This is a genomic window from Clostridium sp. AM25-23AC (assembly GCF_003435125.1).
Lineage (GTDB): Bacteria > Bacillota > Clostridia > Lachnospirales > Lachnospiraceae > Pilosibacter > Pilosibacter fragilis.
In genome coordinates this window covers 58,077-75,039 of the sequence record NZ_QWGI01000019.1, presented here as the reverse complement: position 1 = coordinate 75,039, position 16,963 = coordinate 58,077, and the positions used below count along the sequence as shown (strand labels likewise).

Sequence of the window (16,963 nt, the reverse complement as noted above, 5' to 3'; positions counted from 1 at the left end):
TTATTAGCCACTACTGTTACAACGTTAGTATAGCACTTCAGCTGATGTTTGAAATGTACGCTGAACCGGAAACCTCCTTCGGAGATATTACCCGATACTTCGAGGAACATGACATAAAAATTTATGGCAAATCCATGTTCCGTACATTTCTTTCCCAGCTTTTAAGAAACCCCGTTTACGCACAGGCCGATTTGGAGCTGTACGAATTTTTCAAAAGCCAGGGCGCAGCGATTATCAATGACGCTTCTGACTTTGCCGGAACAAACGGCTGCTATCTTTATCAGGGACGGGATGTGAAGGAGGACAAGGACAGGTGCTTAAAAGACCAGATACTTGTTATCGCTCCCCACGAAGCACTCATTTCCTCTGACACATGGCTGAAATGCCGCAAAAAACTTATGGCAAATACCACTTTCCAGCAGGGACGGAAACCGAAAAATACTTGGCTGGCCGGAAAAATCAAATGCGGGCATTGTGGGTATGCTCTGAAAGCCACCCATGTACCAAACAGCACCGGCTATTTCCGCTGTACCAAACGGACGGAAAACAAAGGCTGTCCGGGCTGTGGGAAAATCCGCAAAGAAGAATTTGAGCAATTCATTTTCTCGGCCATGCAGGAGAAGTTCAAAGACTTTCAGATACTCCACGGCAGGGAGGAAAAAGTCAATCCGAAGCTGACCGCCTATCAAGTGGAGCTGGCACAGGTGGAGGCAGAAATTGAAAAGCTGCTGGATACGCTGACCGGAGCCAATGCGACCTTGCTTGCCTACGCCAACAAAAAAATTGAAGAACTGGACACCCGACGCCAGACCATTTCAAAGGCAATCGCCGAATTGAGTGTTGAAACCATATCTCCCCAGCAGATAAAGAAGTTATCCTATTATCTCGACAACTGGGAGAGCATAGATTTTGACGACAAAAGAAAAGCCGCCGATGGTTTGATCTCTACGATCAAGGCCACCAGCGACCGTGTTCAGATAGAGTGGAAAATCTGACATTTCCGCTCTATCGCCCCTCATTTCTATTTTATCTTGTTTGTACCCCTTGTACACCGATGTTTTTTATAGTACAGAACTATTCAGGGGGATTCCTTGCTAATATAATAGCGGTAAGACGTCTGAATAACAAAAAGGAGTTCGCTCATGAGCGATAAAAAATATTATGAATAAAAAAGAAGAATTTTTTACAGCGAGAAGAAAAGCATTAAGCACATATGGAAGATATGACTTTGCCCTCCTATCTGACAAGTATTATGGAGCAAAGTTCGCGGATACAGGAAAGGTCGGAATAAAAAACGCATTTGTATTTGTGAACTTTACGGATCACCATACACTTGAATGGAGAGTGGAGAACGGAGATCTCATAAATCTTCCAAAGAATCTAGAGTTGTGCATCAAATCCTCCCAGCATATGCTCATGTGCATAGGAAGTCCGGAAGATGAAAATTCAATTTTTATATTCAGACGGAAGTCAGATGAGACCTCTAGTGTGATTAATATTGTGGGGGCAATAGAAAGCACAGAAGGCAGTATAGCTTTTTATTTTGATTGGCAAGGACAAAAGGGGTATTGCATCGACTGCGAAAATAACGATGATGATGAGTCAGATATCTTTGAGATAATGAAAAAAGTACTAGAACAGGGGGAGTTGATTCATGGAAGAACGGAAAAAACGGAGTAGAGGGGAAACGCAGAATGTATCTTATCGCTCTGACAGACATAGATGTAGAGTCAGGCGAGATGAAGATGTGTCTGATGCTCACCTACAAGACGATGAGGTACTGCTGAGTTTGTTTGCAAAGTTCGCAGGGAAGAGTAAGAAAAGTGATTCTATTAACGGGAAGAAGGTGAAAAAAGAGACTGTAGACCTGAAAAATAGGTTAAGAAATCCGGGAGAATGGAATGCCAACGAAAAACAGCAGTGTATAGAAGCATTTACGTCGGACAGAGCAGAACCGTTACATGCCCAGGAAAATGTATTTATGAACTCGCCCAATGATGAACTAAAAAATATCATTGCAGAGTTCGCAGACGGAAATATTGGAAATGAGCGGTATGCGAAAAAAAGTAAAACGTATTTTGAAGTTCCGATGACATTTCCACAAGAAAGCAAAAATAATACGGGTACTGAGTCGGTGAGAACAAAAAATCTGTCGAAATATTCGTTGTCTGATCTGGTGGAAATGTTGCTGCAAAAAGTAATAGTGATTCGCCATGAGGATGCACTGTATTACTATAATGGAAGAACATATGACCTGATTGATACAGAGCAAAGGTTTCTTGAAGTGATAGTAAATAAAGTTGACTTGACGGGGTTTGGATGCATGGGAATAAGAAAATTTTCAGAATGCTTTTCTTATATAAAAGCAAGAGAAGATTTGATTCCTAGAGACTATGAAAAGAGACTTAAAGAAGCAAAGTATTTTGTCGTATTAAAAAATGGGGTCTTGGACTTACGTTCACTTGAATTGCGGAAACATTCGCCGGAGTATCTGACTTTCTATGAGCTGAAGGCCAAGTGGACAGGAAAAAGGGATACAGAGTTTTTTGAAAAGTTTCTAAATCAAATAAGCGATGGTGATCAGCAGATTAGGACGCGCATCCAGGAAGTGATGGGATATTTAATGTCTTCGCTAAATGATGGAAAGTGTTTCTTTGTTATGGGAACAGCACCGGATAGCGGGAAAAGCACTATCGGAAATCTGTTGAGAGAAATAATTGGGGAGAGATATATTGCTTACCGTGCGACATATCAACTTTCCAATAGATTCTCTCTGGGAGATACACAGGGAAAACTTATAAATATGGCAATGGATCTCCCAAAGGGAAAATTGGATGCTATGACGGTTGCACTCTTAAAGCAGATTACAGGTGGAGACTTGATAACCGTGGAAAAGAAGTACGAGAATATGCGATCTATCCGTAGTAAGATGCGGTTCCTTTTTGCAAGTAATTATCCTGTTGTAATTCCGAAAGTGGATGATGATACGGCATTTTGGGAACGAATGATAATAATTCCGTTTGAACATTCAGTTCCCAAGCCAGAATTGGATCATGAATTGCTGGAAAAACTTTTGCAGGAGAAAAATTCTATTGTAACAAGATGCTTATGTGCAGTCCATAAGGTCGTAACAAGAAATTTTTCTTTTTCGCATTGCGCAGTGGCAGACAATATGAAAAAACGCTGGAGATATCAACTAGAGGATATCTCTGGTACAATTGAACAGTATGTAAGTAAGAAATTGACTGTAACGGGCAATGTATCCGATAAAGTGTATCTTCAGGACATCTATCTTAACTATAGAAAGTATTGTACGCAACAAGGCTTGATGGCAGTTACATATGAATACTTTTCGAACTGGTTAAAGATGACATTTCAAAACTGTGAATTTAGAAGGATTAGATGTGCGTCAAAAGATAATCCGAGGATAGGCGTAATTGGAATGTGTGAAAAATGATGCAGAGTATCGATTGACCACGGACTGGAACGTTAGGAAAAGCTGAAACGAGGAAGGAGAGTACATCATATGAGTTCAATTGATACAGAACGGAATGTCAGCAATAGAATTCCTGTATGGGAAAAAATGAACCTGACGATAGAAGAAGCAGCGGAGTATTCTGGGATTGGTGACAAAAAAATTCGAGAGCTTGTTAGAAATCCGAGATGTCCGTTTGTATTGAAAAATGGCTGCAAATATCTGATTAAGAGGATAAAATTCGAAAAGTGGATTGAGAGTGCAGAGGCTATATAATTGCAACAAAGGGAACTATGTGCTACACTTTAAAATGTAGCACATAGTTTCCTAAGCTTCTGGACACCGGAAAGGAGTTCAGATATATGGGAAAAGATTTAAAAGGAAAAGAACTAGGAAAGGGAATCACACAGCGGAAAAATGGGTGTTATGTGGGGAGATTTACAGATAGATTTGGAAATCGTCCTCAATTCACTAGCTATAATCTATCAGAAGTTAGGGCAGATTTGACCAAAGCCAAATATGAGGATGAACAGAAACTCAATATCTGTGACAGCAAAATGACCTTAGATGAATGGTACGTCAAATGGATGAACATTTATAAATATGGCATTATAAAAGAGAATACGAAAGCTGGTTACATAAGCTTCTATAAAAAGCATATTAAACCGTGTTTGGGAGAACGCCGTATAGCGGAAATTACGCATTTACAGATATTGGATTTTATAAATGGCATGGATCGAGATGGATATGGTTTTGAAACAAAAAATCGTGCAAGAATCATGCTGATGGATATGTTTTCTAAGGCGATGATTGACAATTTCATCAAGAAAAACCCTGTGAAGGGAATCAAAATAGTTCGAGACGAAGAAAAAGATCCAAGGGTTATGACAAAAGAAGAACAATCAGTGTTTTTTGATTGTTGTAAGGGAACTTTTTATGATAACCTGTTTACCGTATGTGTAAACACAGGACTGCGTCCGGGAGAAGCCTGCGCTTTAACCGAAGCTGATATTGATTTTAACAGAAAAAGAATTTCGGTGAACAAGACCCTCATTTATCAAAAGTGGGAAGGAGATACGAAGAAGACTATTCATATAGATACACCAAAAACAAAGAAGAGTGGAAGAAAAATACCCATGAATAAGCATGCAGAACTGGCACTGAAAAAGCAGATACTGCAAAAACGAGTCATGAGAAATCGATGGGGATTAAAACGGTGCAATAAGCAGTTTGAAGATATTCTTTTTACAACAAAATTTAATACACCTATTATCGAGCAGGTATTCTGCGATGCAGTTAAGAGAATTCTCGATGAGATCAATTCTATGAGGGATTCTCTGGAAGAATTTGAAGCCATAACACCACATACTTTTCGTCATACATTTGCAACGAGAAGTCTGGAGGGGAATATGAAGCCTAAGGTATTGCAAAAGATATTAGGGCACGCGACATTACAAATGACGATGGATTTGTATGCGCATGTATTGCCGGATCTTCAAGTGGATGAAATGAAACTTCTTGAAGAAGAAATGGCGAAAGTGAATGGGATGGCTGATGATATGGCGCTTAAACGATTCGAGAACACTAAGGATGAAAGTGGTAAGATTATTACCTTATCGGCGGGATAATTGGTGCATATTTGGTGTAAAAATCAAAGAAAGTGGTGTTGTAAAGTCTGGAAAGGCTTATAAAATAAGGAAAAACGGCATTAAGTAAAATTTACTTGGTAGGTCTACTACGTATATCAGGTTACTCCGTATACGCTGGAGGAGGACACGGAGTAGAAGGTTCGAAATCCCTTATTTTATGCGGGATTTAGGATCTTAAAGTTTCAATAAGTCCCCTATTCACGGAGAAATCCGCAGATAGAGGACTTATTTTGCCTTTCTGTCTTTCTTTCAATTACTGGGATGGGATTCGTTACTTTTCATGATATCGTTCCGGCACCTGTGCATCATGGTAAGCGTTGATCTCATCACGGAATTTGCTGTCTTCCAGAATATCCAGGGCAGTCATGGCCAGACCCTTGGCTCCCTTCAGGCAGATTTCATCGGCTTGCGGTGAGGCGGCTGCGTCTGCATAAGCTTTTGAGTGACTTTGAATCGTTTTATCATCAGTGATCGACAGATAATCGTGGATTGCCGGAATTTTAATCGAAACATTTCCGATATCGGAAGAACCGTACAGTTTTCCCGGTGTTGGCCAGGTCATGTGAATTCCGAGAGACTCCATATTATTTTTGAAAGCTTCGCACATAGGCTTATTCGGGTAGCGTTCCGCGTAGATCGGTTCTACAACCACCTCTGCCTTGGCTCCGGTCAGGGATTCTGCCCGTTCAATGCTGGATTTCACGAGATCAATAAGAAACTCAATTCGTATCATGGTTTCCGCTCGGAGATTAAATTCACACCGGACGAGTGCAGGAATGACATTGGCAGCTGTTCCACCTTCTAAAATAACACCGTTGATATTATCCTGAATCTGGAATGTGGGACGCATCAGATCAATCTGGTTGAATACATGGATTGCAGCACTGAGCGCGTTAATCCCGTTCGAAGGTGCAGAAGAGTGGGCTGCTTTTCCGTGGAAAACGAAGCGGATGGTTGTGGCAGCGCGTCCCCCTCTTCCTACAAGATTCGATCCGCCTCCTGACGGATGCATCATAAGCGCATAATCGGTATCATGAAAACCGCCGCGCTCTAAAAGAATCACTTTACCGGCACCGCCTTCCTCCGCAGGGGTGCCAATAATGGAGATTTCCCCATCATAGTTGTCCATGAGAGCGGCAAGACCGGAAAATGCACCGACAGCACAGGTCGCAATAATATTGTGACCGCAACCGTGGCCGATTCCGCGAAGGGCATCATATTCTGCGAGAAACGCGATTCTCGGTCCTGCATGCTTTCCTTTTTTTACTGCTTTAAAAGATGTGTCAAGTCCGCAATAAGGGGTTTCAACCTCGAACCCATGGCCTTCTAAAAATGTGCGGATAAATCCTACAGCCTGATGTTCCTGGAATCCCAGTTCCGGATGATCATGGATCTGATGGGAAAGTGTCAGAAGTTCATTTTGCATCTTGTCAATGGTCTCAATAATTTTTAACTTATTCTGATTCATAGGGAAATACCTCCTGCAGGGTAAGAGCTATTTTTGGTATACGACTTTTCCTTCGATCAGAACCGTAGAGGCGGAGGAATAGTAGTCTAGCGGATAGCCGTCCCAGATGACGATATCGGCATCTTTTCCAGGTTCCAGACTGCCGACTCTCTGGTCAAGTCCACAGAAACGGGCTGCGTTGATGGTGGCAGATTCCAGAGCTGCCATAGCAGTAAGCCCTTTTTTGTACATGAGTGTCAGATGAATCGCAGCCAGCTCAATATTCATTCGCGGATGAGCGGTGGATGAGGCAAAGGTAATGCCGTGTTCCTCAAGTACAGAACCAACGATAGGGTCACGGTAGCGGCTTTCATTACTTTTTTGTCCATAAGATGGGCCGACCACGCAGTTCACCTGATGTTTTTTTAGAATATCCGGAATCAGCCAGCTTTCGGTACAGTCTTCCAAGATATAATTGAGTTCGAATTCCTCGGCAATGCGAATGGCGGTGGTCATATCATGGCTTCTCTTTGCGGTGATCTTGACAGGCATCCCATCAAACACGCGCATGAGGGAATGAAGCTTCATGTCGAATTTCGGCGGTTTCCTGGATGGATCCGCTTCGGACAGTTTCCAGAGCGTGTGGTAATTTTTTGCTTTCATCAATGCTTCACGGATCAGAGCGGCACTGGCAAGCCTTGTTTTTGGGGCACGTTTGCTGGAATAGGTCGTTCTGACATCATCCGTTAGGCACATGTGAAAAGCAAGCTCAGGCACCATCGTCATTTCGGAGACTGTTTTACCGGAGGTCTTGATAGCGGCACATGTTCCGCCGATGAGATTTGCATCTCCGGGGCAGGTGACTGCCGTGGTGACTCCGCCGGCAAGTGCCATTTGAAAGCCCTCATCGGCAGGATTGATGGCGTCTAACGCACGGAGCTGCGGAAGAATTGGATCCGTGGACTCATCGGAATCATCTCCCTCAAAACGAAAGACCTGTTCGCGCACTCCTAACTGACAGTGAGGTTCTACAAACCCCGGAGTCACATAGTGTCCGCAGGCATCGATACTGACATGTCCTACATTATATTTGCTCACGGCGTTATCACAGATATCGAGAATCTTTCCATTCTCCACAACCAGATCTTTTTTTTCTTCGTAGATTCCGGCCATATTGATCAGATTACAGTTTCTGATAATCAACATTGCTTTCACCTGCCTTTCTCCTGTATGCAATCTGACCGTCGATGATAACGATACCGGCCTGACTCAGAGTTGCCAATGGTTCTACGTCCCAGATCACGACATCCGCATCTTTTCCAGGTTCCAGACTGCCGACACGGGAGTCAATGTCGGTAATGATGGCGTTATTGATGGTGAGACATTTTAAAGCCATTTCCCGGGAAAGTCCGTTTTTGACATAGAGAGCAGCCTGCAGAAGCTGACCTTCAATCGGAACGAAAGGCGCATCAGTGATCAAGCCGAACGTGATTCCGGCGTTCTCCAGAATCTGCCCTGCTTCAAAAGTTTTATTTCTGGCTTCGATTTTTCCTTTTCCTCCTACGGTAGGACCGAGAAGGCATTGAACATGATTTCTCACAAGTTCATCGACGATCAGATAGCCGTCGGTGCAGTGTTCAATGGAAAAACGAAGATGGAATTCATTGGCGATCCGGATCGCAGTTTGGATATCATCCGCCTGGTGTGCATGGATCTTGACACGCATACCGTCGAAGACCCGCATTAAAGAATGCATATGAAAATCGAATGGAAAATCAGGGTCCTCTCCGTGTTCCTGATAGTTTCTATAGTATTCCTTCGCTCGAAAGAGTTGTTCCCTCATAATGGCAGCACTCATCATTCTCGTTTTTGGTGCCATGTTCCTTCTGCCGTAATTGACTTTTGGGTTTTCAACGAGGGCCATCTTCATGCAGATTTCCTGACAGATGACGCGGGAGTCGGGATTTTTTCCGGCGGTTTTTACGGCTGTGAACGTTCCTCCTATAATATTGGAACTTCCGGGGCCGGTAACGACCGTAGTAACGCCGTGACGAACTGCAACGTCGAAGGTGGCGTCATTCCATTTCAGAGCGTCAATTCCGCGGAGTCCGGGAAGAGCTGGACTGGTATTTTCGTTTCCGTCCATTTCCGAGGAACTGGCGGTTCCCCAGAGTCCGATATGGCAGTGGGCGTCCACGAGGCCTGGAGTCACCACTCTTCCGGCAGCATCGATCACTTCGCAGTCCGCGGGAACAGGATCTACGTTTCCTACGCGGGATATTTTTCCGTTTTCGATTAAAAAAGAGCTGCACAGCGAACATCGGGCTGGCAAAGAACGCAGATTTCGATTAGGTTGATTTACAGAAAAAAAAACGGGTGAATCAACCTAATCGATTTTTTTGTGCCGGAAAATAGAAATGAGGCTTCGGAAATGCGGAAATTACCTTGCCAGCCATATTCTGAAAAGTTATAATGAATGCAGAAATAAATTTAAAACAATGATAATCCATGTAAATTGTTTGATAATTCGTGAAAACACAAAAATATGCAAAGCTTTCTACAAGGTACAGAGTGTCAAAAACAGCGACAGAATGAGATATAAGCTGCCGGCCAGAACCGGTCCCGCACAGGATGGAAATACGTTCCTGGAATTGCGGTATTCGTAGTAGGATCCGAGTTCAGGTGTGGAAGCCGGGGCAATCTTCTCATTTTCTTCTTCAAATTTTTCATGGTGTTTCCCGTACTTCCAGAGTTTTCGATGGCTGTAAATAAACAGGTCAAAGGTTCCGAGATTTTTAACAAATCGGAGACCTCCAAAGATAAGGGGAAAGAAACTGGCAAGAAACAAGGAGTTGATGAGTCGGTTCATAAAAAAAGAACTGTGACTGAAAATAAAATAGAGAATTCCAATGACTCCTCCAATTAGAAGATGAGCCAGAAAACTTTTCCGGAACGATGATGACATAAGGGACCATCCTTTCGCTGAATTGATGTCGTGCATATGGAATTTATTATAATGAGATTCATATAAATGTCAACAGCTGGGAGAAATTCCAATGGAATGAAAATGGGCGAGATGGAAGGCCTGTTTGGAGGTCCTGAAATAAAAAAGGAGGAAACGATATGAAGAGAAGGACAATTGCAGCATTGTTAGCATGCACGATGGTGATCGGAACCCTTGCAGGGTGCAGCAGCGAACCGAAGAACCCGGGAGACTCCGATACAACGGTTACTGAGACAACGGCGGCAGAGACAACGGCAGCTGCACAGACAGGACCGAAAGTATTTAACGACTATATGACGACGGATATTGATACATTAAACAGCCATATCTACACGTTAAGTGCAAGTTCGGATGTGATCAACCCAACAACACTTCTGCTGTATCGTCAGTATCCGACCGCGGACGGAAAATCATTTGAGTATATTCCGGAGTTGGCAGAAAGTGAACCAGAGCAGGTAGATGCGGATGGAAAAATCTGGCAGATTAAGATCCGTGAAAATGCGAAATGGGAGAATGGAGATTCAATCAATGTGGATGATGTGATCTATTCCTTCCAGATGTGTCTGGATCCCCTTATGGTAAATAACCGTGCATCCCAGCTTGCAAGTGATTATATTACGATCACAAAGGCTACAGATTATTATCTTCAGGGGACAGAAAACAAAGTCTCCTGGGACGAAGTGGGAATCAAGAGAAATGGCGATTATATGCTTGGCCTCGAGTTAGATGCTCCAGTTACAGCAGCCGATATCAAGAGTCATTTCAACTATGTATGGACCAACCTGGTACATAAACCGACGTATGAGGCCGGTATGAATGAAGACCGGACGAAGACTTCATATGGTTCCACGGGAGACACTTATAAGAGCTGCGGAGCTTATATTTTGACAGAATGGGTACCGGGTTCCGTTTTCAAAATGAAGAAAAATCCGGATTATGTTCTTGCAGACCATATCAAATTGGATGAATATGTTTATAAAGTTGTAGCAGACAGAAATACAGCGCTTGAGCTTTACTTAAACGGAGAACTGGACGAAGTCGCATTAAGCCCGGAGGCGATTGAACAGTATGTGGATGATCCGAGCATCAAGGTAGCACCGGCAACCTCCATCCAGACCATTACGATTAACCACGGAAATACTAATAACAATGGAATCCTTGGAAATCTGAACTTCAGAAAAGCGTTGTTCTATGCAGTGGACCGTCAGAGCATTGCAAAAATGACAAATGGAATTCCGGCTAATTATCTCGTTGCGAGCAAGTGCCTTGGTCTTGACGGCAAGACATTCCGGGAAATGCCTGAATCACAGGAATATCTGACCGAAAATCTCGGGTATGATCCGAAACTTGCCAAGGAGTATTACGACAAGGCGATGGAAGAATGTGGACTTACCAGTCTGACCCTGACCCTGCAGTACAATGAGACGAGTGCCAACAATAAGGCGGCATCTGAGTTCTTACATAAATCTTTCCCGGAGATCTTTGGCGACAGCTTTACTCTGGAGCTGATGGCAGCTCCGAGCGGTGTCTTAAACTCCTACATCAAGGGATGGAAAGATGGAGATCCGAACAGCTTTGAACTTCAGTGGAGAGGATGGAATACCAGTACACCGGCACCGTGGAACGGACTTAAAGTTTACACCGGCATGTATTCGAACAAGAACGAACCATATTACAATGATGAAGTGGATGCACTTTGGGAAAAAGCCAATTATGATCTGGAAGCAAAAATGGATTCGGCATACCGTCTGGAACTGACAAGGGAAATCGAAAAGATCGTGCTTGATGAAGTAGCAGCCTGCCCGGTATACGAGGCACCGAGCTACTATCTGATCAATCCGAAAGTCATTCTCCCATCGGATGTATACATTCCGGGTTACGGATTTGGTTTCACGATCAGTGATAAAGAAGTATAACCGATGACGGGAACTGAATGAACCTGCAAACATCTGCCTGCCGGATACTGCGAGCCGGCAGGCGGATTTTATGCTGACGGAAGTGATCGGGCGGCGAAAAGGAACCGATGGGCTTTACAGGAATCGCAAAAGGAAACTCGGAGGGAATGATATGGCAAAATACATTATGCAGCGAATTCTGGCAATGTTAGTAACTCTGTTTATTATCATTACCATCGGCTTCATGGTGATCCGCCTGATGCCGGGCGGAATCTTCGATGATGCCGTAGATATGACATATGAGCAGAGGACAGCTCTGGAAGCAAAATATAATCTTGATAAGCCGATCCCGATCCAGTATGCAATGTTCTTAAAGGGACTTGTTCTGGAAGGCGACTGGGGAACATCTCTGAAGATGTATGTCAATGTTCCGGTGTGGGATGTGATCAAGACAAAGATTCCGGTCACACTCTATATTAACTTTTTTTCACTGATCATATCGCTTCCATTGGGGATTATCCTCGGAATTGTGGCGGCAATCCGGAAAAATACGATGACAGACTATCTGATATCGTTTCTGGTCGTCATATTTATCTCAGTTCCATCCTTTATCTTCGCCACCCTGCTTCAGTATTTTGTGGCATTTAAAGCGGGATTATTTCCGATCATTTACGATGCTACGGCATCCGGTTGGGATAAATTTTATTGCCTGTTTCTTCCGATCATGGCCCTGTCTCTCGGACCGATCGCCCGTGTGACAAGATATCTGAGAGCGGAACTGGCAGAGACCATCAACTCAGATTTTATGCTTTTGGCAAAGACGAAGGGACTCACGGAACGTCAGGCAACGATCAACCATGGAATCCGAAACTCCATGCTTCCTCTTATGAATATCATTGTGCCGATGTTCACAAGCATTATGGGCGGAAGTCTTGTAATCGAGACCATTTTCTCGATTCCCGGTATGGGCGGTATTATGGTAAAGTCCATCAATGCGCCGGACTATACGGTAACGCTGGCGGCCCTGATCTTTTATTCTGTGGTATCTCTTGTGACTGTACTCATCGTGGATCTTTCTTACGGGATTGTTGATCCGCGTGTAAGGATGGGAGGGAAGAAATAATGGCAAAATTTTACTCTTCCGCTGTACCGGAATATCAGGCTGACAAAGAACAATTTGAATTTGTCCAGATGAAGGATGACATTGCGGATGCGACATTCCAGGATAAGCCGATTGGCTTTTTTAAGGATGCAATGCTGCGTTTCTGCCGGAGCAAGGTCTCCATTGTAGCGTTTGTAGGAATCGTGATCATTCTGTTCATGGCAATCTTTATGCCAATGATGAGCCACTGGCACTACAATGACCAGGATCTGAACCGAATCAATCTTCCGCCCAAAATGCCGGTTCTCGAGAATGTTGGAATTCTGGATGGAACCCGATGGCTGACGAATCGACGTGTGGACAGCCTGGAAGATACAACACGTTATCCGGAAGGCAGCATTCTGAAAGTCATCAACTACCGGAAGGTCCAGGGCGTGGATATGTGTGATATCAAAGTGGATTACTACAAGTACTGCGGTCTTGAGGACGGAACATATTTCTGGATGGGGACGGATTATCTCGGCCGTGATCTGTGGGTACGAATGTGGCGAGGTGCCCGTGTTTCCCTGGTAATTGCGTTCATCTCGGTAATCTGCAATGTTTTTATCGGTATTGTCTATGGCTCCATTGCGGGATATTACGGCGGAAAGATCGATATGGTTATGATGCGCATTACCGAGATTATCGGTGCATTCCCGGAGATTGTAGTGGTAACATTATTTATCCTCTTTTTCGGAACCGGCATGCTGTCAATTATTCTTTGCCTTGTCGTACAGAACTGGATTGGCACAGCCCGAATGATTCGCTCCCAGTTTTACCGTTATAAAGGCAGCGAATATGTGCTTGCGGCCAGAACACTCGGCGTGAAAGATATGGCACTGATCTTCCGGCATATTCTGCCGAATTCCATTGGGCCAATCATTACACGTGCCATGATTGCAATTCCGGGAGCTATTTTTACCGAGTCTTTCCTGGCATATATCGGACTTGGCATCCGTGCACCGGAAAGCTCGATCGGTGTCCTTTTATCCCAGGGACAGAAGATCATGCAGCAGTATCCGAACCAGGTGTTTTTCCCGGCAGTTGTGATTTCTCTGCTGATGATCGCATTCAACATGCTGTCAAATGGTCTGCGTGACGCATTTGATCCAACCCAGCGCGGTGCATAAGGAAAGGAGCGAATGGTATGGAACCTATTTTAAGTGTAAAAGATCTTTCTGTTTCCTTTCAGGCGTTCGCAGGTACGGTTCATGCGGTTCGTGATGTCAACTTTGACTTGATGAAAGGTGAGACACTGGCGATTGTAGGAGAATCCGGTTCCGGAAAATCGGTTACGATCAAAGCAATTCTTGGAATTCTTGCAAAGAACGGCCATATCGACAGCGGCTCGATTCTGTATCAGGGCGAAGATATGGCGAAATATAAGGAAAAAGACTTTTATAAGATCAGAGGAAAACGGATCTCACTGGTGTTCCAGGATCCTCTGTCAGCACTGAATCCGATCATGAAAATAGGAAAACAGATCTCAGAGGCGCTGATCTTAAGCGGATCCATTGAAAAGTCAAAGGCGAAGCAGAGGGCCATCGAATTGATGGAAGCCGTTGGAATTCCGAACGCGGCAGAGCGGTATGAGGCATATCCGTTCCAGTTCTCTGGCGGTATGAGGCAGCGCATTGTCATTGCAATTGCCCTTGCATGCAATCCGGAGATCCTGATCTGCGATGAGCCGACGACAGCTCTCGATGTGACGATTCAGGCGAGAATCCTGGAGCTGATCAATGATATGAAAAGAGAGCACGATCTGTCGGTAATTTTCATCACTCATGACCTCGGCGTGGTTGCCAATATTGCAGATCGTGTATGCGTTATGTATGCCGGACGGATCGTGGAAGTGGGAACCTGTGAAGATATTTTCTACCATCCGGCGCATCCGTATACCTGGGCACTGTTGTCTGCAATGCCGGATCTGCACACGGAAGAGACCCTATATGCAATTCCGGGTGCTCCGCCTAATATGCTTCATCCGCCGAAAGGGGATGCATTTGCAGCGAGAAATAAATACGCGATGAAGATTGATTTTGAAAAAGAACCGCCGTATTTTAAAATTTCCGACACCCACTATGCTGCTACATGGCTTTTACATCCGGATGCGCCAAATGTAGAGATGCCGGAGATTTTGCAGCACCGCATCGCCAGGATGAAGGAGGAGGCGGAACATGGATAATAAAAAGATGAATTCGACAGGTGTTGAGGATCATATTCTGGATGTGGAACACCTCAGCATGTATTTTACAACAAAAAACAGAGGAAAAAAGTCTACAGTGAAAGCGGTGGATGATGTATCCTTTTATGTGAAACGCGGGGAGACGTTCGGACTGGTTGGTGAGTCCGGCTGCGGAAAAACAACGACAGGCCGCACGATTATTCGGCTGTATGATCCCACCTGGGGAACTGTGAAATTTAACGGCATAGAAATCTCCGGAAAAATGGACAGGGAGCTTCATAAATATATTACCGATCATATTGCCATGATTTTCCAAGATCCGATCGCATCTTTAAATCCGAGAATGACAGTACAGGAGATTATAGCGGAAGGATTGAAAATTCGAGGGGTGAAAGACCCGGAAGAACTGCAGAAAAGGGTGATCGCGATGCTGGAACATGTGGGGCTTCAGGCAGAACATGCATCCCGATACCCCCATGAATTTTCAGGAGGACAGCGCCAGCGCATCGGAATTGCAAGGGCGCTGATCGTGGAACCGCAGCTGGTGATCGCAGATGAGCCGGTTTCAGCTCTCGATGTCTCTGTGCAGGCACAGGTGATCAATCTGCTAAATAAGCTGAAACAGGAAATGGGACTGACAATCCTGTTTATTGCGCATAATCTTTCCGTCGTCAAATATTTTTCCGACCGAATCGGTGTGATGTATTTCGGAAAGCTGGTTGAGATGGCGGATTCCAATGAGCTATTTAAGAATCCGCTTCATCCGTACACCAAGGCACTGCTTTCTGCCATTCCGGAGCCGGATCCGCTCAATGAGAAAAAACGCGTAAAAATCCATTACGATCCGGAGATTCATCATTACGGTGAAGGAAAACAGCCGTCCTATCACGAAGTAAGTCCGGGACATACGATCTATTGTTCGGACGAAGAGTTTGAAGAGTATAAAAAAGAGTGGAAAGCATAATTCCGGACGTTATTTAAGAAGCCAAAAAGACTGCATATCCGTTTGTTGGTATGCAGTCTTTTAAAATGTTTCAATCGTATTACCGTCTTCCCGTGTTCCACAAAATATCATGATTGATGGTCTCATAGAACATCTCCCGCACCTTATCATGATCCCTCGTCTGCCCGAGGATCCACATGAGTTTGGTGACGGTGGCCTCCAGGGTCATATCGTAGGATTCGATGAGACCGAAGGCGTTTTTGATTTTCTGGCCGACCTCGTAGACGGACATGTTGCTGCCTTCCTGAGTGACCTGGGTGGTCATGACAACAACTTTTCCCATAGAGATCCATTTTTCGATGGAGCTATAGAAATCGCCGGATTCATAGGACGGAAGACCGCCGACACCGAAGGATTCGATGACGACTGCGTCGTAATGCTCTGCCATATAGTCGAGGAGGCTGGAGTCCATGGACGGGATCAGCTTTAAGAGGCTGACCTGGCTGTCCATCTCGTGGTAGAAGCGGACACTCTCGCGGTCCTGCCACTTGTCGTCGATGTAGTATAAAATATGCTCGTCCTGGATCACGGCGAGGTACGGGAAGTTGATGCTGGAGAAGGCGTTGTAGCTCTTGCTGCGCTCCTTTTTTCCACGTGTTCCCGCGATGACTTTTCCGTCAAATACGATGGTCACGCCGTGGGCACGTTCGGAGGCGGCAAAACGCAGGCTGTCCAGAAGGTTTGTTCTCGCGTCCGTCACGTCAAGGTCGATGGGCTTCTGGGCACCGGTGATGACGATGGGCTTGCTGGAGTGCTGGACGAGATAGGACATGGCAGCAGCGGTGTAGGCCATCGTATCGGTGCCGTGGCAGATCACGAAGCCGTCATAATCGTCATAATTCTCCTCCAGGACCTGGGCGAGCTTCAGCCAGTGCTTCGGGTGCATATTCGTGCTGTCGATGTTTAAGACCTGCACCGTCTCCACCTCGCAGAATTTTTTCGCATCCGGTACATAAGATAACAGTTCATCGCCGGTGAGGAGCGGTGTCAGACCGTTTTCACCTCTCTTGCAGGCGATCGTTCCTCCCGTTCCAAGCAGCAGAAGGTGTTTCATGGTTTTTAAATCCCCTTTCGTTTGCAATCATCTCACATATGGTTTATAGTATAACACAGGAGGATTCAGAAAGTAAAGGCGGCGGATGGTTTGGAGAGAAAGAATCATCC

14 protein-coding genes are annotated in these 16,963 nt (G+C 44.8%); 10 read left to right on the top strand and 4 right to left on the bottom strand.

The genetic code is table 11. The features are described from left to right. The 5 genes from DW677_RS12280 to DW677_RS12260 form a co-directional block, all read left to right on the top strand. Positions 1 to 995 (top strand): recombinase zinc beta ribbon domain-containing protein (locus DW677_RS12280; protein WP_181968350.1); only part of this gene is annotated, 995 nt, incomplete at its 5' end. 166 nt (positions 996 to 1,161) lie between these two features. Further along, positions 1,162 to 1,680 carry a hypothetical protein gene (locus DW677_RS12275; RefSeq protein ID WP_117567416.1) on the top strand — a complete coding sequence of 173 codons (519 nt, stop codon included), beginning with the start codon at positions 1,162 to 1,164 and terminating at the stop codon, positions 1,678 to 1,680. Then, positions 1,655 to 3,457 carry a phage/plasmid primase, P4 family gene (locus DW677_RS12270; protein WP_117567414.1) on the top strand — a complete coding sequence of 601 codons (1,803 nt, stop codon included), beginning with the start codon at positions 1,655 to 1,657 and terminating at the stop codon, positions 3,455 to 3,457. Before DW677_RS12275 ends, DW677_RS12270 begins: the two co-directional genes overlap by 26 nt. Before the next feature lie 69 nt (positions 3,458 to 3,526). After that, positions 3,527 to 3,751, top strand: coding sequence for an excisionase (locus DW677_RS12265; protein WP_117567412.1), 225 nt, complete (start codon positions 3,527 to 3,529; stop codon positions 3,749 to 3,751). Positions 3,752 to 3,837: 86 nt separating this feature from the next. Then, on the top strand, positions 3,838 to 5,103 hold the full coding sequence (locus DW677_RS12260) for a site-specific integrase (RefSeq protein ID WP_117567410.1): 1,266 nt from the start codon (positions 3,838 to 3,840) through the stop codon (positions 5,101 to 5,103). 292 nt (positions 5,104 to 5,395) lie between these two features. Here the strand turns inward: DW677_RS12260 and DW677_RS12255 are convergent, their stop codons facing one another. The 3 genes from DW677_RS12255 to DW677_RS12245 are packed head-to-tail and all read right to left on the bottom strand — an operon-like array spanning position 5,396 to position 8,807. Further along, a complete protein-coding gene (locus tag DW677_RS12255) occupies positions 5,396 to 6,592 on the bottom strand; it encodes a M20 family metallopeptidase (protein WP_117567408.1) in 1,197 nt (398 codons plus the stop codon). 27 nt (positions 6,593 to 6,619) lie between these two features. Continuing rightward, positions 6,620 to 7,777: an amidohydrolase family protein gene (locus tag DW677_RS12250; protein WP_015553596.1), complete on the bottom strand. Its 1,158-nt coding sequence runs from the start codon at positions 7,775 to 7,777 to the stop codon at positions 6,620 to 6,622. Beyond that, positions 7,755 to 8,807, bottom strand: coding sequence for an amidohydrolase family protein (locus tag DW677_RS12245; protein ID WP_181968349.1), 1,053 nt, complete (start codon positions 8,805 to 8,807; stop codon positions 7,755 to 7,757). The genes DW677_RS12250 and DW677_RS12245 overlap by 23 nt, the downstream gene beginning before the upstream one ends. Before the next feature lie 887 nt (positions 8,808 to 9,694). Here DW677_RS12245 and DW677_RS12235 point away from each other — a divergent pair. The 5 genes from DW677_RS12235 (at position 9,695) to DW677_RS12215 (ending at position 15,760) form a co-directional block, all read left to right on the top strand. Then, entirely contained in the window at positions 9,695 to 11,491 is a 1,797-nt protein-coding gene (locus tag DW677_RS12235) for an ABC transporter substrate-binding protein (RefSeq protein ID WP_117567405.1), read from the top strand. A 151-nt stretch (positions 11,492 to 11,642) separates the two neighbouring features. Then, positions 11,643 to 12,593, top strand: a complete 951-nt coding sequence (locus tag DW677_RS12230) for an ABC transporter permease (RefSeq protein WP_117470807.1) — start codon at positions 11,643 to 11,645, stop codon at positions 12,591 to 12,593. Further along, positions 12,593 to 13,741 carry an ABC transporter permease gene (locus DW677_RS12225; protein ID WP_117515454.1) on the top strand — a complete coding sequence of 383 codons (1,149 nt, stop codon included), beginning with the start codon at positions 12,593 to 12,595 and terminating at the stop codon, positions 13,739 to 13,741. The genes DW677_RS12230 and DW677_RS12225 overlap by 1 nt, the downstream gene beginning before the upstream one ends. Before the next feature lie 17 nt (positions 13,742 to 13,758). Then, positions 13,759 to 14,796: an ABC transporter ATP-binding protein gene (locus tag DW677_RS12220; protein ID WP_117470790.1), complete on the top strand. Its 1,038-nt coding sequence runs from the start codon at positions 13,759 to 13,761 to the stop codon at positions 14,794 to 14,796. Next, positions 14,789 to 15,760, top strand: coding sequence for an oligopeptide/dipeptide ABC transporter ATP-binding protein (locus DW677_RS12215; protein WP_015553589.1), 972 nt, complete (start codon positions 14,789 to 14,791; stop codon positions 15,758 to 15,760). The genes DW677_RS12220 and DW677_RS12215 overlap by 8 nt, the downstream gene beginning before the upstream one ends. Before the next feature lie 79 nt (positions 15,761 to 15,839). Here DW677_RS12215 and DW677_RS12210 read toward each other — a convergent pair whose 3' ends face one another. Continuing rightward, entirely contained in the window at positions 15,840 to 16,853 is a 1,014-nt protein-coding gene (locus DW677_RS12210; RefSeq protein WP_117470791.1) for an asparaginase, read from the bottom strand. Between the last annotated feature and the right edge of the window lie 110 nt (positions 16,854 to 16,963).